General features: G+C 70.6%; 17 protein-coding genes. 6 read left to right on the forward strand and 11 right to left on the reverse strand.

All coding sequences use genetic code 11. The features are described from left to right. Window positions 1-2: 2 nt before the first annotated feature. The 8 genes from VGR06_RS42075 to VGR06_RS42110 form a co-directional block, all read right to left on the reverse strand. On the reverse strand, window positions 3-1,232 hold the full coding sequence (locus VGR06_RS42075) for a nucleotide disphospho-sugar-binding domain-containing protein (RefSeq protein ID WP_327564857.1): 1,230 nt from the start codon (window positions 1,230-1,232) through the stop codon (window positions 3-5). Between the two features lie 11 nt (window positions 1,233-1,243). Further along, the gene (locus VGR06_RS42080; protein WP_327564858.1) at window positions 1,244-2,365 is read right to left on the reverse strand and encodes a DegT/DnrJ/EryC1/StrS family aminotransferase; all 1,122 of its coding nucleotides are present in this window, start codon (window positions 2,363-2,365) and stop codon (window positions 1,244-1,246) included. After that, window positions 2,355-3,209, reverse strand: coding sequence for a class I SAM-dependent methyltransferase (locus VGR06_RS42085; protein WP_327564859.1), 855 nt, complete (start codon window positions 3,207-3,209; stop codon window positions 2,355-2,357). The genes VGR06_RS42080 and VGR06_RS42085 overlap by 11 nt, the downstream gene beginning before the upstream one ends. Further along, window positions 3,199-3,978, reverse strand: coding sequence for a class I SAM-dependent methyltransferase (locus VGR06_RS42090; RefSeq protein WP_327564860.1), 780 nt, complete (start codon window positions 3,976-3,978; stop codon window positions 3,199-3,201). Before VGR06_RS42090 ends, VGR06_RS42085 begins: the two co-directional genes overlap by 11 nt. 106 nt (window positions 3,979-4,084) lie before the next feature. Further along, window positions 4,085-5,170, reverse strand: coding sequence for an LLM class flavin-dependent oxidoreductase (locus VGR06_RS42095; protein WP_327564861.1), 1,086 nt, complete (start codon window positions 5,168-5,170; stop codon window positions 4,085-4,087). Between the two features lie 2 nt (window positions 5,171-5,172). After that, a complete protein-coding gene (locus VGR06_RS42100; protein ID WP_327564862.1) occupies window positions 5,173-6,291 on the reverse strand; it encodes an LLM class flavin-dependent oxidoreductase in 1,119 nt (372 codons plus the stop codon). Between the two features lie 38 nt (window positions 6,292-6,329). Further along, on the reverse strand, window positions 6,330-6,686 hold the full coding sequence (locus VGR06_RS42105) for a hypothetical protein (protein WP_327564863.1): 357 nt from the start codon (window positions 6,684-6,686) through the stop codon (window positions 6,330-6,332). 72 nt (window positions 6,687-6,758) lie between these two features. Continuing rightward, window positions 6,759-7,172, reverse strand: a complete 414-nt coding sequence (locus VGR06_RS42110) for a hypothetical protein (protein WP_327564864.1) — start codon at window positions 7,170-7,172, stop codon at window positions 6,759-6,761. A gap of 369 nt (window positions 7,173-7,541) precedes the next feature. On the opposite strand from VGR06_RS42110, the gene VGR06_RS42115 reads away from it, so the two are divergent. Then, window positions 7,542-9,026 (forward strand): hypothetical protein, encoded by a 1,485-nt coding sequence (locus VGR06_RS42115; protein ID WP_327564865.1) that lies wholly within the window; start codon window positions 7,542-7,544, stop codon window positions 9,024-9,026. On the opposite strand, the gene VGR06_RS42120 is transcribed toward VGR06_RS42115, so the two are convergent. Further along, window positions 8,993-9,706 carry a nitroreductase gene (locus VGR06_RS42120; protein WP_327564866.1) on the reverse strand — a complete coding sequence of 238 codons (714 nt, stop codon included), beginning with the start codon at window positions 9,704-9,706 and terminating at the stop codon, window positions 8,993-8,995. The two genes, VGR06_RS42115 and VGR06_RS42120, sit on opposite strands and share 34 nt — an antisense overlap. A 20-nt stretch (window positions 9,707-9,726) precedes the next feature. On the opposite strand from VGR06_RS42120, the gene VGR06_RS42125 reads away from it, so the two are divergent. Continuing rightward, entirely contained in the window at window positions 9,727-11,256 is a 1,530-nt protein-coding gene (locus VGR06_RS42125; RefSeq protein ID WP_327564867.1) for a type I 3-dehydroquinate dehydratase, read from the forward strand. After that, complete coding sequence (locus VGR06_RS42130; RefSeq protein WP_327564868.1) at window positions 11,253-12,449, forward strand: acyl-CoA dehydrogenase family protein; 1,197 nt, start codon at window positions 11,253-11,255, stop codon at window positions 12,447-12,449. The genes VGR06_RS42125 and VGR06_RS42130 overlap by 4 nt, the downstream gene beginning before the upstream one ends. Window positions 12,450-12,911: 462 nt before the next feature. On the opposite strand, the gene VGR06_RS42135 is transcribed toward VGR06_RS42130, so the two are convergent. Next, entirely contained in the window at window positions 12,912-14,621 is a 1,710-nt protein-coding gene (locus tag VGR06_RS42135; protein ID WP_327564869.1) for a copper resistance CopC/CopD family protein, read from the reverse strand. A gap of 40 nt (window positions 14,622-14,661) precedes the next feature. After that, window positions 14,662-15,933 (reverse strand): response regulator transcription factor, encoded by a 1,272-nt coding sequence (locus VGR06_RS42140; RefSeq protein WP_327564870.1) that lies wholly within the window; start codon window positions 15,931-15,933, stop codon window positions 14,662-14,664. Window positions 15,934-16,488: 555 nt separating this feature from the next. Between VGR06_RS42140 and VGR06_RS42145 the strand changes: the two genes are divergently transcribed. From VGR06_RS42145 to VGR06_RS42155, 3 genes are all read left to right on the forward strand, one after another. Then, window positions 16,489-17,112: an alpha-ketoglutarate-dependent dioxygenase AlkB gene (locus VGR06_RS42145; protein WP_414637456.1), complete on the forward strand. Its 624-nt coding sequence runs from the start codon at window positions 16,489-16,491 to the stop codon at window positions 17,110-17,112. A gap of 209 nt (window positions 17,113-17,321) precedes the next feature. Beyond that, on the forward strand, window positions 17,322-18,008 hold the full coding sequence (locus VGR06_RS42150) for a response regulator transcription factor (protein WP_327564872.1): 687 nt from the start codon (window positions 17,322-17,324) through the stop codon (window positions 18,006-18,008). Window positions 18,009-18,339: 331 nt separating this feature from the next. Next, the coding region (locus VGR06_RS42155; RefSeq protein WP_327564873.1) for an IS110 family transposase at window positions 18,340-19,528 on the forward strand (1,189 nt) is incomplete at its 3' end.

Raw genomic sequence — 19,528 nt, forward strand, 5'->3', positions numbered from 1 at the left:
GGCTACCCACTCCCTCGGGAAAGCCGCTCCAGCACCGGAACCAGCTCGGCCGGGGCGGGCTGGCGCTCGACCTCGGCCCGCAACCGCAGCGCCGCCTGCCGGTACGCCGGGTCGGTGAGCAGCTCCTCGGCCGCCGCGCGGATCACCTTCGGCGCGTCCGGAGCGCCCTCGAGCTCCTGGTAGCGCAGGTGGATCGCGGCACCCACGGCCGCCAGCCGGCTGCCGGTGAGCGCCGGATCCGGCTTGCGGGTGACCGGGAGCTGCGGCACGCCGAGGGCGGACGCGGTCATCGCGGTGCCGTCCCCGGCCTGGTGCACGATCAGCTGGCAGTGCGGCAGCAGCAGGTTCAGCGGCAACCCGGTCACCGCGCGCACGTTGCCGGGCAGCGGGCCGAGCAGCTCGAGCTGGGCGGCCGTGCTGGTCACGATCACCTCGGCGCGGAGCTCGGCCAGCGCCTCGAGGGTCAGCAGGAACGGCTCCACCGCGTACCGGGCGAGATCCTTGCGCACCCGGGAGACGGACAGTCCCCAGGTGACGCACACCCGGGGCCGGTCGGAACCCGCGGCCAGCCACGCCGGCTCGGTTCCCGGCCCGTTGTAGGGGACGTAGCGCACCTCCCGCCACGGCTGCGCGACGGGCAGGCGCAGGCTGGGCGGCGACGGGTCGATCGACAGCGTCGGCACGCGGACCTCGAGGCCGCGGCGCTCGAACAGGGCCGCGTACTCCGGCAGCGGCTCGACGCCGTCGACCCTGGTGTCCATCGGCCGAAGCCCCACCCCGGTCAGGTGCCGGACGCTCGGCACGCCCAGCGCGGCCGCGGTCACCGGCCCGGCGAAGCTCCCGATGTCGTGCACCACGAGGTCCGGTGGCCAGCCCGCGGCGTACGCGATCAGGTCGTCCACCAGGTGCTCGGCGGCGACCGCCGAACGGCGGCCGAGCACCTCGATCGTCTCCCGCTGCCGGTCGTCGAGCAGGTGCGGGTGCAGCGGCCAGTCCGCCGGAAACGGCTGGTGTCCGTAGACCAGGGCGACCGTGGCGTCGTCGGCACTGGTCGGCGCCGGCGGATCGGCGCCGACGATGGCACCCGCGAGTCCGGTGTGGACGATCGCGTCGGCGAGGCCCGGCGACGCGGCGATCCGCACCTCGTGTCCGGCCGCGCGGAACGCCCAGGCCAGCGGCACCAGCGGATACAGATGTTGCGCGGCAACGTGCGGGGTGAACAGCACACGCATGTGTCCCACCCCTACCCGACGAGCGCGGGCCGGCGCGAGATCGCCCGCAGCGCCTCGGCGACCCGCCCGATCTCGGACTCGGTGAGCCGCCCCCAGAACGGCAGGCAGACGATGCGCCGCGCGGCCTCGTCGGCCCGCGGGGTCGGTCCGGCCGTGCGGACCGGGCCCACCCGGTACCGGCCGCCGAAGTAGGCGCGGGCGTGGATGTTGTGCTCCAGCAACGCTTTGCACAGCCGCTCGGCATCCACCGGCGCGGCCGGGTCGAGCCGGACCGGCATGGCCGCGACGTTCGGCCCGGCCTCCGCCCGGAACTCGCACATCCGCAGCCACGCGATGTCCGCCAGCGCCTCCCGGTACAGCTCCCGCACGGCCGCCCGCCGGGCGATCTCGGCCCGGGCCTCGCCGAGCACGACCGCGCCGACGGCCGCGTGCAGCTCGCTCATCCGGGCGTTGGTCCCGGTGCGCAGCGCGCCGCCGGCCCCGACCCCGAAGTTGCGCAGCCGCCGGATCGTGTCGGCGACCGCCGTGGTGTTGCCGAACACCGCGCCGCCCTCGATCGCATGGGTGAGCTTGGTGGCGTGCAGGCTCAGCGTCGAAACGTCCCCATAGGACAGCAGCGGCCGGTCCCGGAAGCTCACGCCCCAGCACGGCGCCGCGTCGAAGATCAGTGGCACGCCGGCGTGGTCGGCGACCGACCGCAGCGCATCGATGTCGGCGGGGCAGCCGAACGTGTGCACGGCGAGGATGCCGCAGGTGCGGTGGGTGAGCGCGGCCCGGGCCGCGGCCGGATCGATGGTCAGGTACCGGTCCTCGATGTCCACCGCGACCGGCGTCGCCCCGGCCCGCAGCACCGCCTGGGCCACCGCGGGAAACGCCGCGGCCGGGACGAGCACCTCGCCGGTGAGGTCGAGCGCGGCGCAGGCGAGCTGGATCGCGGTGGTGCCGCTGCCGGTCAGCGCCACGTCGGCGATGCCGGACTCCGCCGCCAGCAGCGCCTCCAGGCGGCGCACCCGCGGACCGTCGTTGGTGAGCACCTGGCTGTCGAACACCGCGGACAGCGCGCTCATCAGCGCGGGCTCCGCGGGGATCAGCGGGCGGACGACGACGATGGTGTCGTTGCGGTCAGCTGCCATCGGGCGCACCGCCACTCGGTCCACTATGGACGATGGGCGACGGCGTGCGGATCACGCAGCAGCTGTGCCGTTCCGGCGGGACCGGCGGCAGAACCTCGGCGCCGGGGAAGATCGAGCGCATGTGCTCCTCCGTGCAGAACGCGATGTACTGCGACCGCTCGTCACCCATCCGGATCCAGTCGTCGCCCGACTCGAGGACGAGGTCCTCGTTGTTGACCAACGTGGCCCAGGTCAGCTCGCTGCCGCGGGCGTGCGCGGCGACCTCCGCCGCGACACGATCCGGTATGGGGCCCGCGGACAACCGCCACGTGAGGTTGTCCACCTGGGGCTCCCAGTCGCGCAGCCAGCCTTCCGGTGGGTCGAAATACGGGTCGATGAACGTGAACGCCAGCGCGCCGCCGTCGGCGAGCATGGGCAGCAACTGCTCGACCAGTTCCCGCATCTCGGCCTTGCTGGTGTGGGCGAAGACCGCGTAGGACACGATGTAGTCGAAGCGCCTGCCGAGGTCGGGGATCGGCAGACCCGGGGTGCCAGTCGGGTTGAACTCGAAGTTGTACCGGTCGTAGAGCTCGAAGTGCGCCAAGGGATGCCCCTGCCGCCCCTGCTCCAGGGCCGCCCGCACCACGTCCAGGCACCAGTACCGGGCCGGGTCGATCGTGCAGTCCGGATCGAGCAGCAGGTTCCCGTTGTTGCCGCCGAAGTCCAGCACGTCCGCGTGCGCCCAGTCGGGATGCCCGAGCTGCCGGTCGAAGTAGCTGAACTGGTCCATCCGCGTGGAGATCCAGGCGTGCATCCGGCCCCCGGGCCACCCGCGTTCGTGCCCCCTCGACAGATCAGTTGCCATGCAGCTCCTTCCGGCCGACGACGCAGCAGCTCTGCCGCTGCGGCGCAACCGGCGGGAGGATCTCGGCATCCGGGTAGAGCACCCGCATGTGCTCCTCGGTGCAGAAGGTGAAGTACCGGGGCTGATCGTGTCCTGTGTAGACCCAGTCGTCGCCGGACCCGAGCACCAGCTCGACCCCGTTGACCAGGGTGACCCAGGTGAGCTCCCGCCGCGGGACGCCGGCCGCCATCCGCGCCGCCTCCTCGGCGCCGAGGCCCAACGTCAAGCGCCACAGAAGGTTGTCCGCCCCGGGCACCTCGTCGCCGCGCTCCTCGTCGATCCAGCCGGCCGGCGGGTCGTAGTTCGGGTCGACGAACGTGAACGCCAGCACGCCGTCCGCGGTGAGCATCGCGCGTAGCTGGTCGACCAGCTCCAGCATCTCGGCCCTGGGCGTGTGGTCGAACACCGAGTAGGCCAGGATGATGTCGAACCGCCGGCCGAGGTCGGGGATCGGCAGGCCCGGTGTGCCGGTCGGGTTGAACTCGAAGTTGTACCGGTCGTACCACACGAAGTGCGCCCGCGGGTGGCGCCGCTCCCCCACGCTGATCGCGTCCCGGCTGATGTCCACCGACCAGTAGTTCTCCGGCCGGATCGTGCAGTGCGGGTCGAGCAGGATGTTGCCGGCGTTGCCGCCGAAGTCCAGCACCGTGGCGCCGGCCCAGTCCGGGTGTCCCAGCTCCGGGTCGAAGTAGGCGAACTGGTGCGCCCGCAAGGAAACGAACGTGCTCACGACGCGACCCCCACCCTCGATGTCAGGCCGACTTGTCGCGGGTAGTTCCCGCGACAGGACGCACTTGTCGCGGGAAGTTCCCGCGACAAGTCGGTTCCTGGCTGGGTCATGACGCCACCTCCGCCTGCTCGCGCTCCCGTACCAGGGGCAGGATCTCCTTGCCGAAGAACGTCATCTGCTCCAGGTCGGGGTGGCCCATGAACAGGAACTGGGAGATCCCGATGGACTGGTACTCGGCGATCGCGCCGACGATGTCCTCGGGCGAGCCGACCAGCGAGATCCCGGGCGGGCCCAGGTAGGGCACCGCGCCGGTCCACAGGTACGGCGTCGGCCAGCTCGGCTCGTGCGCGGCCCGCTCGTAGGCGGCGGCGTAGCCGACCGAGTCGGACCGGCCGTGGTTCGTGCCGTGCACCGCGCGGGCCTGCTCCCCCGCGTCGGCCACCAGCGCGTGCGCCGCCGCGATCGCGTCCGCCCGGCTCGGCCGGGAGATCAGCGTGACCAGCAGCCCGACCTCCTTGCCGCTGTCCAGCATCGGCCGGATCTTCGGGGCCAGCCGCTCCGGGGTGTCCGGGAACGTGAGCCAGCAGTCCGCGTGCCGGGTCGCCAGCTCCGAGGCCTGTGCGGAGGCGCCGCCGAGGTAGATCTGCGGTCGGGTGGCGGTATCGGACACGAACGGCGTGTTCACCCGGGCGTCCTCCACCCGGTAGTGCCGGCCGGTGAACGTCACCGGGCCCTCGCCGCGCCAGAGCTCGTGGCAGATCCGCCAGAACTCGTCGGTGCGTTCGTAGCGCTCGTCGTGGGTGAGGAAGTCGCCGTAGTAACGCAGCTCGTCCGGCGCCCGGCCGACCACGATGTTGATGCACACCCGCCCGTCGGTCAGCGCGGACAGCGTGTTGATCTGCTGGACGAAGTAGGTCGGCGCGCAGATCCCGGAACGCACCGCCACCAGGAACCGGATCTTCTGCGTCCGCGCGCCGAGCGCCACCGAGTAGGCCACCGGATCCGGCCTGGTGAAGCCGAAAGCCATGAGCAGCGCGTCGATGCCGCAGTGCTCCGCCTGCCGGCAGAAGTCCACGTGCTCGGCCATCGGGGGCAGTCCGCTCATCGCGGTCATCGACCGGGTGCGCCGGAGCTTGTCGCCGACCGAGGACAGGCTCCACAGGAAACGCAGCGGCTTGGTCGTCGCCTGCATGGTCAACTTCCTTCGCTGGCGCCGGCCAGGACGAGCGGTTCACGCTCCTCGCGCCGTCTGATCCTGGGCAGGATCGTGCTGCCGAACAGGTCCAGCGTCGAGGAGTCCTGCCTGGCCTGGAACAGGAACTGGGTGACCCCGATCCGCCGGTACTCGAAGATCGCCTCTTCGATCTCCTCGACGCTGCCGACCAGGGAGATCGACGGCGGGCCCATGTAGGGCACCAGCCCGGTCCACAGGTACGGCGTGAGCCAGTGCGCGCGGTCCTCGGCCATCCGGTAGATCGAGGAGAAGCCGACCGAGTCGGCGGTGGCCGCCCGCCACTCGGCCTGGGTGGCCTTGCCCCGCTCGCCGGCGTTGTCGGCCAGCCACTGGGCGAGCGCCACCGCCTCGTCGTGGGTGGGCGCACTGATCTGGTTGACGATGATGCCGACCTCGATCCCGGCCGCCAGCGCCGGCTCGATCTTGGGCGCCAGCTCGTCCGGCGGCTCGGCGAGCCGCAGCAGGCAGTCCGCGTGCTTGATCGCCAGCTCCCGCGCGGTGTCCGAGCTCCCGCCGATGTAGACATACGGCCGGTGGCTGTCCGGGCCGACGTAGCGCTGGTTGACCCGGGCGCCTTCGACGCTGATGAACTTTCCCTGGTAGTTGACCGGAAACTCGCGGCGCCACAACGCGTGACAGATCGTCCAGAACTCGTCCGTGCGCTGGTAGCGCTCGTCGTGGGTGGAGAAGTCCCCGTAGTAGCGCAGTTCCTGGGAACCCTGCCCGGAAACCACGTTGATCTCGACGCGCCCGTTGGTGAACGCGGAGACCGTGTTGACCTGCTGGACGAAATGGGTCGGGGAGATGACCGCGGGGCGCGACGCGGTCATGAACTTGATCCGGCTGGTGGCCAGCCCGTAGGCGGTGGCCAGGACTGTGGGGTCGGCCCGCTGGAACCCGATCGGCAGCAGTAGCGCGTCGATCCCCAGTTCCTCGGCATGCTGACAGAACTCGCGCTGCCGGTCGAGATCGCCGACCGGGTCGATCTCCGCCCGCGGGTGGGATCCCTTGCGGGCGTCCGCCACTCCGGTGGACGGCAGGCTCCAGTGAAAGCGCATCCGGCGCGTGGTGGCAGACATCGTGTTCGCTCTCCAGGAGTGCCCCGAGACGCACGCCGTCAGGGCAGGTAGAGGTGGTCCCGCTGGAAGTAGCTGGCCCGGCCGCTGCCGTCGGTGAACGTCGAGTAGGCGTCCACGACGAGCAGCCGCTTGTTGAGGTAGGCGGCCAGCAGCACGGTGGCGAAGTCGAGGTGGTAGGTGGCGGTGAAGGCCACGGCGTGATGGCCGTCGACGCCGTCGGCGAACGCCGCTCCGGCCACCTCGCCCCAGTCGATCGGATCCGGGTGGCCGGCACCGAAGGCGCGCACCACCGGAGTGCCCTCCCAGTCGTCTATTTCCAGTCGTTGAATTCCGGTTGAGCCCTTGTCGTAGTTCACCCATCCCCCGAGCAGTGGCCGGAGGTTGACCGGGAGCACCAGGCCAATTCGGCCCGGTTGCGGCTTATCCTTCGTCCGGGTTGTTTGCAGGCTGGACAAAATTCGCACACCTCACCGGTGGAAGAACTCTCGGCTGAAATAGTTGGACCGGCCACTGGCGTCGGTGAACGTGTTGAAGGTGTCCAGCACAAGAATTCCCTGCTTGGCATAGGCGGCGAGAATGGTGACCAGGAATCCGAAGTCGTACATCGCGCTGAACGCCATGGCGTCCACAGCGGCCACCGACGAGCCGTAGGCCGTCGCCTCGATCTCGCCCCAGTCGTTGGGCTGCACCGGATCCGCGCCGAAGGCCCGGACGAGCAGGCAGCCGTCCTGCTGGCGCAGCTCCAGGCGGACCACGCCGGCCGCCTGCTTGTCCGTGGCGAACCAGGTCCCGACCAGCAGCGCCGGGTCGAGGGCACCCCCCGGCGGTGCGGTCTCCTCGGGGAGCCGGTCCTCGGCCCGCACGTACTCGAGGGCTGTCACTGGCAGATACCTCCAGGTGATTCAGGGGTGCCCCCAGGGCGTGCGGGGTGGACACGAGCGGCCTGCCGGATCGTTCCGACATGGCCCGAAGCTCTTTCGTTACTGACGGTAGGCCGCGGCCCGCGACGCGGACATGAGGCGTTCTTCCTAGGGCGGGCGGTGCCCCCTAGGTACTTTTGACAGGCATAGTGCCCAAAACCTGGGGTAACGTCATTGTGACGGCATGGATACGGCATACGGCATACCCAACCCGCCGGGCGCCGTGACCTGCTGCCGAGCACAACTCAATATCTCCGCGAGTGCGTGACTGGGTGAGCACGTGCCGCGCGTTCGACCTCCAGCAATTCCCCTGCAAGTCGGAGGATGGCTTTGACGCGCGCACGGCAGGCCGGCCTTGGCATGCTCGGTCTCGGCATTGGATATTTCATCTCTTATACCCCGTACACGGGCCTCGCCCGCGGCGTGTCCGACGGGCTGCTGCCCGGGGTCGACCGGCCGGTCCGCGGTCTGGAACTGCTTCCTCCGGCCGCTCTCGGCCTGCTCACCTCGATGGTGGTCTTCCTGCTGGTCAGCGGCTGGTGGCGACAGGCCCGCACGCGCGTGATCGCCGGCCGCCGGGTGCCCTTCCCGGGCCGGGAGACCGCCGCGTCGGCGTGCTTCATGGCCGTGATCGTCGGCACCACCACGCTCAACTTCACCTTCGTCGGGGTGTCGATCTTGTTCGTGCTGGTGCTGGAGCGGCTCGAGACGCTGGTGATCGCCCCGCTGATCGACGTGGCGCGCCGCCGGAAGATCCGGGTCTACTCCTGGGCGGCGCTGGCGCTGTGCGGAGCCGCGGCCGTGGTGACCCTGGCCGACGTGAACAACTACCACCTCACGCTGGCCGTGGCGCTGAGCATCCTGGGCTACCTCGCCGGCTACACCGGCCGGTTCCGGATCATGAGCCGGCACGCGAAGACCGGCGGCCCGGTTGACCGCCGGTACTTCGTCGAGGAGCACATGACCACGCCGGTGGTGCTGGTGGCCGCGCTCGGGCTGTTCGCGCTGCTCGGCCAGGAGTCGCTGCGGGCCGGGTTCACCACGTTCCTGACCACGCCGGCGGCGGCGTGGGCGTTCGGCATCGGGGTGTGCTACGAGGCGCTGTTCATCTTCACCACGCACATCTTCCTGGACCGCCGGGAGTTCGCGTTCGGCATGCCGGTGCACGTATGCGCGAGCCTGCTCGCCGGGGTGGCGGCCACGTTCATCCTGCGGGCCATGTACGGCACCGCCCCGCCGAGCGCCGCGCAACTGGTCGCGGGCGGCTGCGTGATCGTGGCGGCCTTCGCGCTGAGCTACCCGACGCTGCGGGCGCGGTTCGGCCCGCCGCCGCTCGAGCGGCTGGTGCCCAACCGGAACGTGCTGACGTTCGTCTGTGGCGGCAACGCCATCCGCTCGCCGATGGCCGAGGCCGTGGCCCGGGCCGAGCTCGCCGGCTCCAGCTGGCAGGTGCGCAGCGCCGGAGTCTCCGTGGCCGCGCCCGGTGGGCCGATCTCGCCGCTGGCCGTGGACGCGTTGCGCAGGCTGGGCATCCCGGTCCCCCGGCACGCCTCGACCGGGCTGACAGCGGCCCTGTGCGAGGGGAGCACGCTGCTGTACTGCATGACGGCCGCGCACCGGGAGGCGATCCTGGCGCTCGCGCCGCAGGCCCGGGGCCGGGTGTTCTGCCTGGACCCGGCCGGCGACCTGGCCGAGCCCGACCATGGCAATCCTGAGTCCTTTGTGGACTGTGCACGCCGGATCCGGACGCTGGTCCGCGACCGGCTCGACGAGCAGGGCGGCTACTCGGCGCTGGCCGCCGCGGGAGGTGCCTGATCGTGCCACTGCACGAAGTCCGCAAGCTCCGCGCGCCGTGGATGGAAGTGGTTCACGGCAACAGACTCATCGGGGTAGCCGACCGCGAGCCCGCACACCACGAGGCGGCCGGCGGCCAGCCCCAGCTCCGCCCGGATCACGTCCGGGTAACCGGCCACGCTGAACTGCGGGCAGCTTCCGAGTCCACATGCGACCAGTCCGAGCATGACGTTCTGCAGGTAGAAACCCATCTCCAGGAACAGTCCCGGCGGCGCCCCGGCAGGCAGATGGAAGATCATCTCGGTCGGGGCGACGTAGAACTCGTAGTTGGCCCGCAGATGGGCGCGCCGGCCCGCCGCGTCCGTCCGGTCGAGCCCCATGGCCTGGAAGACCCCCGCCCCCGCCGCGCGCGCCCGGGCTTCGAGCACCGGATCCGGGTCCGGCAGCCGGTTGCGGTAGTCCGCGTGCGGCTCCACCCCTCGCTCGAACTCCTCCACGATCCGTTTGGACAGCGCCTCCTTGCGGCTTCCGGACACCACGGCCACCTGCCAGGGTTGACCGTTCCGGGTGGACGGGGCGTTCCGCGCGGCGTGCAGCACCTGCTCGAGGACCTCGCGCCGAACCGGGCGGTCCAGAAATGCCCGCTTGCAGTGCCGCGCGCTGACGACGGACAGAAAACCAGCCCACAGAAAGGCGTCCATGCCATGGGATTGTCGTCGCCATGAGAAATTTGTCCAGCCCCCTTTTGGTCAACGCCGACCCGGCCGTGCGAACGTGCTCGGTCGTCGCCACATTGACCACCGCGGTGTGGACACAGGGCCGGGAACTGCGGGCATTACGGGGAACCGCGAGCGGTTTGGAGATTCGCGCCGACCTCACCGGGGATCTTGACCCGGACATTCTCCGCGGCCATAACGCCGGTGAACTGATCTACAACCTGCGCAGCATCGCTTCGGGCGGCGCATTCACCGGCAGCGCCGCGGAACGCACCCGCCGGCTGCTGGCCGCGGCGCGGAAATACGACCTGGTCGAGCTCGAGCTCGACCGGGACCTGACCCCGGAACTGCTCGCCGCCATACCTCCGCACCGCCGGCGGGTCTGCTGGTACGGCCAGGGCCGCGACACCGAGGGCCTGGCCGCGGTGTTCGGGCGGATGGCCGGCACGGGCGCCCGGCTCTACCTGCTCGCCCCGGAGGCCGAGACGGTCGAGCAGGCCGCGGCCCCGCTGCACCTGCTGCGGCGGTTGGGCCGCACCGACGTCACCGCGTTCGCCACCGGCGAGCTCGGCGGGTGGACCCGGCTGCTCGCGCCGTGGCTCGGCGCGCCGGTCGTGTTCGGCGGGCTCGGCCACAACGGCGCGCACGGCCTGCTGACCGTGGAGCGGCTGCTGCGCGACTACCCGTTCCCGGCGCTGCCCCGCCTGGAGAACGTGTTCGGCATCGTCGGCCGCCGGGTGGGCGAGTCGCACTCACCCCGGCTGCACAACGCCGGCTACCGCGGGCTCGACCTGCCGGCCCTCTTCCTTCCCTTACATGCCAACGAGTTCACCCGCTACTGGCGGGACCTGTGCACCGAGTTGGACCGGCTCGGCGTGCCGTTCGGCGGAGCCACGGTCGTCGCTCCGTACAAGGAGGAGGCCCTGCTGCTGGCCGACACGGTGAGCAGCGAGGCCAGCCGGGCCGGCGCGGCCAACCTGCTGGTGCGCCGCGCGGGGGGCTGGCGGGCCTACACGACCGACCCGATCGGCGTGGTGGGTGCGTTGCGGGACAGCGGGATCCGGGTCTCCGGCCGGCGCTGCGCGGTGGTCGGCTGCGGCGGCGCCGGCCGGGGTGCGGCGGCCGGCCTGCTGCGGGCCGGCGCCCGGACCACCGTGGTCAACCGCGGCTCCGCGCGGGGCCGGTACGCGGCCCGGCTGCTCGGCGTGGACTACGTGCCGCTGAGCCGGTTCGAGCCCGAGGACTACGAGCTGATCGTGCACGCCACGCCGGTCCGGGACGCCCCGCCGTTCTCGGTCGACCGGGTGCGGGACGACGGGGTGCTGGTGGATCTCGCCTACGGCCCGGAGGAGACCGAGCTCGCCGCCGCCGGCCGGCGCCGGCAGCTGGCCGTGGTGGACGGCTGGCGAGTGCTGGATGTGGAGGTGGCCCGGCAGTTCCGGCTGATGACCGGGCGGGCCATGCCGATGGCCATGGAATCTCTTGAACACGGCGGCGCACCGGCTGCCCTACCTCGCAGGGAGTTTGCCCGATGACCACGACCGATCTGGACCGCGTACACCTGGAGTCCGCGGCGTTCGCCGTCCTGCCGTCGCTGGCCGAGACGTTCGCCGGGCGCGCCGACGGCTACGACCGCTCGGCCACGTTCCCCGCCGAGGACTTCACCGACCTGTTCGAGGCCGGCCTGAACGCGCCCACCGCGCCCCGGGAGTACGGCGGCCTCGGCCTCGGGCCGCTGCACGGCGCCACCCACGCGCTGTGGTCGATGACCAAGCAGCTCGCCGCCGCGGACCTGTCCCTGGCCCGGTGCTGGGAGGGGCACACGAACTCCCAGGTCCTCATCGACGCGCTCGGCACCGAGGCGCAGAAGGCGAGGTGGTTCGCCGGCGTGGTGGACCGGGGCGAGAAGTGGGTGGCGTGGAGCGGCGAGCCCAAGGCGCCCAAGCCGGGCGAGTCGCAGCGGTTCGGCACCACTGTGACGCGCAAGGGGAACGGCTGGGTGGTCAACGGCAGCAAGGTGTTCGCCACCAGCGCGACCGGCGCGGACTGGGCGATCCTGCTGGTCGACCCGGCCGGCCCGGGCGGCGCGCGCAACGCCTCGTCCCGCTCCAGCGTGCTGATGCTGGCCTGCGAGCTGGCCGACCCGTCGATCACCGTGGACGGCTCGTGGTGGGAACCGATCGGCATGCGCGCCACGGTCAGCCACCTGGTCCGCTTCGACCACACCTACATCCCGGACACCCAGCGGATCGGCGAGCCCGGCGACTACCTGCGGCACGAGTGGCAGACGGTGTTCATCCCGCACTACGCGGCGAGCTTCCTCGGCGCGGCCGAGGCGGCGTACGGGTACACCCTCGAGTACGTGCTGCGCCAGCGCAAGGGCACCGACCCGTACGTGCAGCAGCGGGTGGGCTCGATGGCGGTCGCGATCGAGACCGGCCAGCTGTGGCTGCGGCACGTGGCCGACCTGTGGGATTCCGGCAACCGGCGGGAGGCGCGCATCGCCGGGTCGCGGGCCCGGCACCTGATGGAGCACCTGGCGCTGGACACCGTGGACCACTGCGTGCGAGCGTGTGGGGCGCGGAGCCTGGTGAAGCCCAGCCCGATCGAGCGAATCCAGCGGGATCTGACGTTCTACGTGCGTCATGATAATGACGATCACATTCTGGCCACGATTGGTCGTGCGGCCCTAGGTGAACCGTATGATCCGTCTTTCTACAAGCCCTAGTACTCCCACTTGGGGGGGTTTGTGCGTTCCTAGGGAGTTCTGACTATTCCTGACGCTGATCACCGATGACATATTTCGACGTACGGCAGGCGAAATACCGACCGATGGGTAGGATTTGTCGCCGCGTACACGGCGGGGCGAAGTAGCAACATCGGCAAAAGGGGATTCTCCCAGGTCAGGACCGGAGCATGCGCAACGTCGCGTGACGGGGCTGGCGTGGCTCACCCAAGAATCCCCTTTCTTGACGGTATTGTGGAATCGTTCCACTGTGCACGGCGAGCGGGGAGAACGGCGATACAAGCCTGCACCACGTGCGGGTTGTCGGCTCTCCCCGCTCGCAGCCGCCCCCACCCCCGGCGTGTCCCGCCTTCACGTAGCCGTGTCCCGCCCTCACGTAGCCGTGTCCCGCCTTCACGTAGTCATGTCCCGTGTTGGCGTAGCCGTGCCCGGCGTTGGCGTCACTCAGCGCATCTGGATCTGGGCGTCCACTGTGGACTCATCGAAGTCCGAGCTGCGCACCTTGAGCGAGAGCACCCACACCCCCGCCACCGGCACCTGCACCTTGTCCGCCACGAACTGGCCCTTCCCGGTCTTGGCCAGCGGCACCGGAAGTGGGCCGATGTTGTTGGCGGGTAACCGAAGCTGGCCGGTCACCTCGGGGACGTCGCGGTTGACACCCTGTCCATCCCGAACGTTCACCACGATCTGGTTGCTGCCCGGCCGCGCCGGATCCACCCACACCTGCACGTCGCCGCCCGGCACGCGGTAGATCTGGGAGAACGGCTCACCCGAGGCCGCCTCGGCGGCCGCGGTCGGGCCGTGGTCGTGCCCGCCCGGCGGGGTGGCCACCAGCGCCGCGGTCAGCGCGAGCACCACGCCGGCGATGCCGACCTCCCAGCGCACCGACGCCCGCAGCCGGGTGAGCATGTCCCGCCGCACCTTCCGCGCCGCGCCGCGCCGGGCCCCCGTCCCGACCGACAGCCGGCTGCGCACCGCCGCCCGGGACATCGCCGCCAGCCAGATCAGCAGGCCGAACGCGCCGACCTTGAACACCAGCAGCGTGAAGTACTCGCCGCCGACCCCGGACACGACGATCTCCCGCGCCGCCTGCAGCAGCCCGGTGGCGCCGAGCACCGCGACGGCCACCGCGGCCGCCTTCGAGTACCGCGACACCGCGTCCGCGGCCTCGTCCTCGCCGGAGGTGGAGCGCCGGCCGAGCGTCCAGCCGGCGAGCACGACCAGCCCGCCCAGCCACACCGAAACGGCCACCAGGTGCAGCGCGTCCAGCGGCAGCGCGGCCCAGACCATCATCCCGCCGGCGGCGGCCGGATGCCCGGCCCCGCTCCAGGTCGCGGCCAGCGCCAGACCGAGCACCGCGAACACGGCGAACTGCTTGCGCGACAACGAGTCCGCTGGGACACCTGCCGCGCGCACCAGCCGCAGCAGCACGTACCCCGCGAGCCCCAGCAGCAGGATCCGGGCCGCCAGCAGGACGCCGTAGGTCGTGCCCAGCGTGTCGGCCAGCAGGGACGGGTCGAGCGCGGTCAGCAGCCCGGTGCCGGTGGCGTAGGCGCCCTGCAGCGCGAACGCCCCCACCGCGGCGACGACCGCGCTGAGCCAGGAGATCCGGATCAGCCGGTGCACCCGGGGGTCCGGGCGGCCGGCCGGCCAGCACGCCACGACGAAGAAGCTGCCGCCGATCATCACCGCCAGGCTGGCGTAGCCGAGTAGGCGGAACACCCAGAACGCCACCCCGACCGCACCGTCCGCGCCGGCCTGCGCGCCGGCGTTGCCGAGCGCCGCGGCGCTGGCGGTGCCCACGCTGAACACGAACGCGCCGTGGATCGGGTGCGAGTCGGCCGAGACCACCCGCCAGTTCACCACGTACACGCCGTCGCCCAGCGAATCCGGCAGCGCCAGCCGCACCCGGCTCCCGTCGGCGCTGGCCGCCGGCTGCGTGACCGTCCTGCCGGAACCATCCAGCACGCTGAACCCGCCGCGCACCGGCACGACCGTCTCACTGAACCGGAGCACGACCTCCCTGGGAGCACGGTCCAGATGCGCCCCGTTGGCCGGGTTCGTCTCGATCAGCTCCGCATGCGCCGACGCCACTCCGGCCAGCAACAGCAGCAACCACACCGTTGTGGCCAGGACGGCTGGCACCCGCCGCATGACCGTCCATAACCGACTGTCCACTGTGTTCACTCGGTCCCTACTCGTCGAGCAGGCCGAGGTCGTGCGCGGCGACCAGGGCCGCGGCCCGGCTGTGCACCCGAAGCTTGCGGAACAGGTTGCTCTGCAGGTTCTCCACCGTTCGGATGGAGATGCCGAGCAGCCGCGCGGTCTGCTTGGTGGCGTGGCCGCGGCCGATCGAGGTGAGGATCTCCCGCTCGCGCGGGGTGAGGGCGAGCTCCCAGCGCTGCCAGCCGCCGTTGGAGCCGGCGTGCGACGGGCCGAGCAGGGCCCGCACGTAGGTGGAGTTCACCAGGACGTAGCCGTTGGCGGTGGCCCGGATCGCGGGCGCCAGCAGGTCGTCGACGCGGCTGGCCGGCACGGTCGCGATGCCGCCGGAGAGGGCCTTGGTCACGTCGGAGCGCTTCGGCTCACGGCTGGTCACGATCACCACGAGGTCGGTGCGCCGGCTGTCGCTCTCCGGCCAGTCGTGCTGGGTCGGGTCGACCACCACCGTGATCACCACGTCCTGCTCGGCCTTGCCCGGGGCGCGGCCCTCCACCTCGTCGTCGAGCACCGGGATGTTGTGCTCGTCCAGTACCTCCCGGATCCGGCTGGCGAGCCGGCCGGCCGGGTCGCGCAGGATCACGCCGACCCGTCTGCGTCTTCTCGGCAGCTTCGGTTGCGCTCTCGGCGCCGGCACCGAGCGCGGCAGCAGGCCCAGCCGCACCGCGCTGGCCGCGGCGTGCGCCTGGTTGTGCACGTCCAGCTTGGCGAAGATCCGCTGCTTGTGGTTCTCCACCGTGTGCAGGCTGATGCCGAGCTCGGTGGCCACCTGCTTCGGCGGGTAGCCCGCGCTGATCAGGTAGAGCACCTGCAACTCGCGTTCCGTGAGCGTGTGCCCGTCGACCCGCTTGGCGCGCGCGGCCTCCACCGGCAGCAGCGGGTTCTTCACCGCCTCCAGCAACGCTTCCAGCCCGCTGGTGTACGAGACCAGCGCGCTCACCCCGGCGTCGTAGGCCCGGATGACGTAGGCGGTGGGCAGCGCGTCGTGCACGCCTACCATGCGCATGTCCCGGCCGGACTGCGCCAGCAGGGTCACCAGCCGCTCGTTGCTCCACCGCGGGGTGTCCGCCTCGAACACGGCCACCGCCGGTTTCCGCAGGTTGCAGAGCTGGATCAGCTCCGGTCCGGATGGTGCCGTGCCGGCCAGGGCGATCCCCGGCTCGCGCACCAGATGCCCCGCCAGCATCTCCCGTACCAGCCGGTTCTGATGTTGCAGCACGACGCTGACAGAATTGGTCCCCTCCATGTGTAAACCTCGGTTCATGACACTTGTCGAACCGGTGCGTGTTACTGCGCCAGTTGCTCCCCCGGCTCCCGACACCGGTTCCCCGTTCGGCCTGTGTGACTCTGCCCACCTGCGTGGACGCTGACAGTTATCTTTCCATACTTGGGTATTTCGGTATAGACCACGCCGCGGATCAATGCTTCAAGCTAATGACCCAGACGTCGGACCTTCGAGCGGTGCGGGCCCGCGCCCGGATTGGGCTGTATGTCGGAGTATTCTGGATCATGACACAAACCCCCTAGGGGCGTCTGACTACGCTGTTCGGCACCCGAACGGCACTTTGTCCGCCGCCGGCCCGCGAGCCATGCGCAGGCCTCGACGCCGGGCCGGCCGAGCCCACCGAATGGTCGGCGCGCTTTTCGCGTCCGGCGCCATAAAGGCTCCGCCGGGCAGGCGAATATGACCGGTGCACAATTCCCGAATCACCATTGTGGTAACCGTGTGCATGCGGTGGGCGAGAGCCGGCGTGCCGGTAGAACACCTGATCGATACGGGGTTATGCTGGCAGGCGTGTCCATGCCACTGCAAGGGTCGCTGTTCGACAGCGCCGACAGCGAGGTGACGCTGGGCCCGCTCACGTCGCTGCGGCGCACCCCACTGCGCGCGGGGGCCTGGGTGGACGTGCTGCCCGGCTGGCTCACCGGGGCCGACTCGCTGTTCCAGCGCCTGGTCGCCGGCGTGCCGTGGGAGGCCGAACGGCGCCAGATGTACGACCGGATGGTCGATGTGCCAAGGCTTCTGCGGTTCTACCGGGAAGGTGAGCCGCTGCCGGATCCGGTGCTCGGGGCCGCCCGCGACGCGCTGAGCCGGCACTACGCCGCCGAGCTCGGCGAGCCGTTCCGCACCGCCGGCCTCTGCTTCTACCGCGACGGCCGGGACAGCGTCGCCTGGCACGGCGACCGCAACGGGCGGGGGGCGACCGAGGACACGATGGTGGCCATCCTGTCGGTCGGCGCGGCCCGCCCGCTACTGCTCCGGCCGCGCGGTGGCGGCCCGGTCATCCGGCACGCCCTGGGCCACGGTGACTTGATCGTTATGGGTGGATCGTGCCAGCGGACCTGGGAACATGCCGTTCCCAAGGTCGCCAGGACGGCCGGTCCGCGGATCAGCGTCCAGTTCCGTCCCCGTAGCGTGAGTTGATCATCCACAATCGTCGGTATGAGCCTGCAAGAAGCTCGGGTCGAGTTCCGGGTTGCAAACTGTAACGGTCGACAACTCAGCCGGGATCTACTGGTGGGCGAGAGCGTTGGCCTGTCACTCCAACGGAGTAGCCGGGGATGGCGGGCATCTACTCAGCCGTTGTGTGTGTAGGGAGGCGGTGATCGGGGCCCGCAGCAGAGAGAGGCGCAATGCGCACAATGCCGTCGCAGTCGTCGGAGGGCCAGGTCGAGCGGAACAACTACGCCGCCCCCCTCGGCACAAGATCCGGGTCGATCAAGGTGCTTCTCGCCGAGGATCTCGACCTGCTCCGGAGCGCCCTGGTCAGCCTGCTGTCCGAGGAGGAGGACATCGAGGTCGTCGCGGCGCTCAAATGCAATGACAAGGTGACCCAGGTGGCCATGCGGCTGCGACCCGACGTCGTGGTCGTCGACGTGGACCTGCCGTGCACCAACGGCCTGTCCACGGTCCGTGAGCTGCGCCGGCGCCTGCCCGAGACCCAGATCGTGGCGCTCGCCGCGGCCAAACCGGCCGGCCTCGTCCAGCGCCTCCTCGCCGCCGACGTCCTCGGCGCGGTCGACAAGGGCGCGCCCGCCGCCCGCCTGCTCGAAGCCATCCGCGGCGCCGCCAAGGGCGAGCTCGTCGTCGACGTCAACCTCGCCGTCGCGGCCCTCGCCGTCGAACCCAACCCGCTCACCCCGCGCGAGCTCGAGGTCCTCCGACTGGCCGCCGAAGGCGCGTCCGGCCCGGAGATCGCCGAGCAGCTCCACCTCTCCCCCGGCACCGTCCGCAACTACCTCTCCAAGGTCATCAACAAGACCACCGCCCGCACCCGCGTCGACGCCGTCCGCATCGCCCGCGAAGCCGGCTGGATCTGACCAGTCCCGCCTCTCCGGAATTTTTACCTTGGTCGCGTCCCGGGGAATGGTGCGGATGGCAGGTCGATTGTGGCTGGGTGCCGTCACGGTCCCCTGAGATTTTCATGCTGGTGGAGCGCCCGCGGGTGGATGAAACTGGGTGGGTCGTCCGCTGATGTCGCTTGACCTTGGTACCGGCGAGTCCGGCCCTGAGATTGATGCTGGAACCCGTCCCGGTTGGGTACCCCGGGTTGCTGCCGTAGAGCGCGAGTCTCAGAATCTTGATCTTCTTGCGGGTTCCGCGGGCGGCGTGTCCTGCCCGTTGGGATGGATTCGCAGAAGCGGAGGTGCCGTGGAGATCATCTATTCGCGGGTCGCGGCGATCGATGTGGGCAAGCGGGAGATCGCGGTGGCCGTGCGTATGCCCGGGGACACCCCCGGACAACGCCGGCAGCGGATCCGCAAGTACAAGACCTTCTACCCGGTGTTGCGGCAGATGGTGGCTTGGCTGGTTGAGCAGGGCGTCACGCATGTGGCGATGGAAGCGACCGGGGTGTACTGGAAGCCGGTCTTCCACGCCCTGTGCGAGGCGGAGCGGATCGAGGTGCTGCTGGTCAACGCCCGGCACGCCAAGAACGTCCCCGGCCGCAAGACCGACGTCAAGGACAGCGAGTGGCTGGCCCAGTTGCTGGAATGCGGCCTGCTGCGCGGCAGTTTCATCCCACCCAAAGACATCGCCGCGATCCGGGAGTTGACCCGTTACCGCAAGAAGCTGATCGAGACGCGGACCCGCGAGCTGCAACGGCTGTCCAAAGTCTTGGAGGACGGCGGCATCAAAATCGACTCGGTGGCCTCCACCATCACCACCCTCTCGGCGCGGGACATGATCGAAGCACTCATCGCCGGACAACGCGACCCCCGGGTGCTGGCCGAGCTGGCCCGCGGGGTGATGCGCACCAAGATCCCGGACCTGACCATGGCGTGTGCCGGCAGGTTCGGTGAGCACCACGCGCTGCTGGCCCGGCTGCACACCGACCACATCGATCACCTCACCGCCATGATCGAGGGCCTCGACGTGCGCATCGAGGAGATGATGGACCCTTTCGCCGAACCAGTCAGACTGCTCAAGACCGTCCCGGGGATCGGTGACCGCGCCGCGCAGGTGATCATCTCCGAGATCGGCGTGGACATGTCCCGGTTCCCGACCGCCGCGCACCTGGCCTCCTGGGCCGGACTGTGCCCGGGTAACAACGAATCGGCCGGCAAACACAAGTCCGGCCGGACCCGCAAAGGCAACACCGAGGTCCGCACCATCCTCACCGAGTGCGCCTGGGCCGCCGGCCGCACCGGCACCTACGTGGACGCCCGGTTCCGCCGCCTGCACCGCCGGTTCGGCAAGAAAGGAGGAGGAAGGGCCGCCCTCGCGATCGCCCACACCCTCATCGTGATCATCTGGCATGTCCTGCACGACAGTGCCAAGTACCGCGACCTGGGCTCGGACTACTTCACCCGCCACGACAACCCCGAAGCACGGAAACGAC

It is taken from the genome of Actinophytocola sp., from assembly GCF_036002505.1.
Lineage (GTDB): Bacteria > Actinomycetota > Actinomycetes > Mycobacteriales > Pseudonocardiaceae > DASYTH01.

Coding starts and splice junctions, on each gene's coding strand:
- VGR06_RS42075 (WP_327564857.1), bottom strand. CDS start 1,232: ATGCGTGTGCTGTTCACCCCGCACGTTGCCGCGCAACATCTGTATCCG.
- VGR06_RS42080 (WP_327564858.1), bottom strand. CDS start 2,365: ATGGCAGCTGACCGCAACGACACCATCGTCGTCGTCCGCCCGCTGATC.
- VGR06_RS42085 (WP_327564859.1), bottom strand. CDS start 3,209: ATGGCAACTGATCTGTCGAGGGGGCACGAACGCGGGTGGCCCGGGGGC.
- VGR06_RS42095 (WP_327564861.1), bottom strand. CDS start 5,170: ATGCAGGCGACGACCAAGCCGCTGCGTTTCCTGTGGAGCCTGTCCTCG.
- VGR06_RS42100 (WP_327564862.1), bottom strand. CDS start 6,291: ATGTCTGCCACCACGCGCCGGATGCGCTTTCACTGGAGCCTGCCGTCC.
- VGR06_RS42120 (WP_327564866.1), bottom strand. CDS start 9,706: ATGGACGCCTTTCTGTGGGCTGGTTTTCTGTCCGTCGTCAGCGCGCGG.
- VGR06_RS42125 (WP_327564867.1), top strand. CDS start 9,727: ATGAGAAATTTGTCCAGCCCCCTTTTGGTCAACGCCGACCCGGCCGTG.
- VGR06_RS42130 (WP_327564868.1), top strand. CDS start 11,253: ATGACCACGACCGATCTGGACCGCGTACACCTGGAGTCCGCGGCGTTC.
- VGR06_RS42135 (WP_327564869.1), bottom strand. CDS start 14,621: ATGCGGCGGGTGCCAGCCGTCCTGGCCACAACGGTGTGGTTGCTGCTG.
- VGR06_RS42140 (WP_327564870.1), bottom strand. CDS start 15,933: ATGGAGGGGACCAATTCTGTCAGCGTCGTGCTGCAACATCAGAACCGG.
- VGR06_RS42145 (WP_414637456.1), top strand. CDS start 16,489: ATGCCACTGCAAGGGTCGCTGTTCGACAGCGCCGACAGCGAGGTGACG.
- VGR06_RS42150 (WP_327564872.1), top strand. CDS start 17,322: ATGCGCACAATGCCGTCGCAGTCGTCGGAGGGCCAGGTCGAGCGGAAC.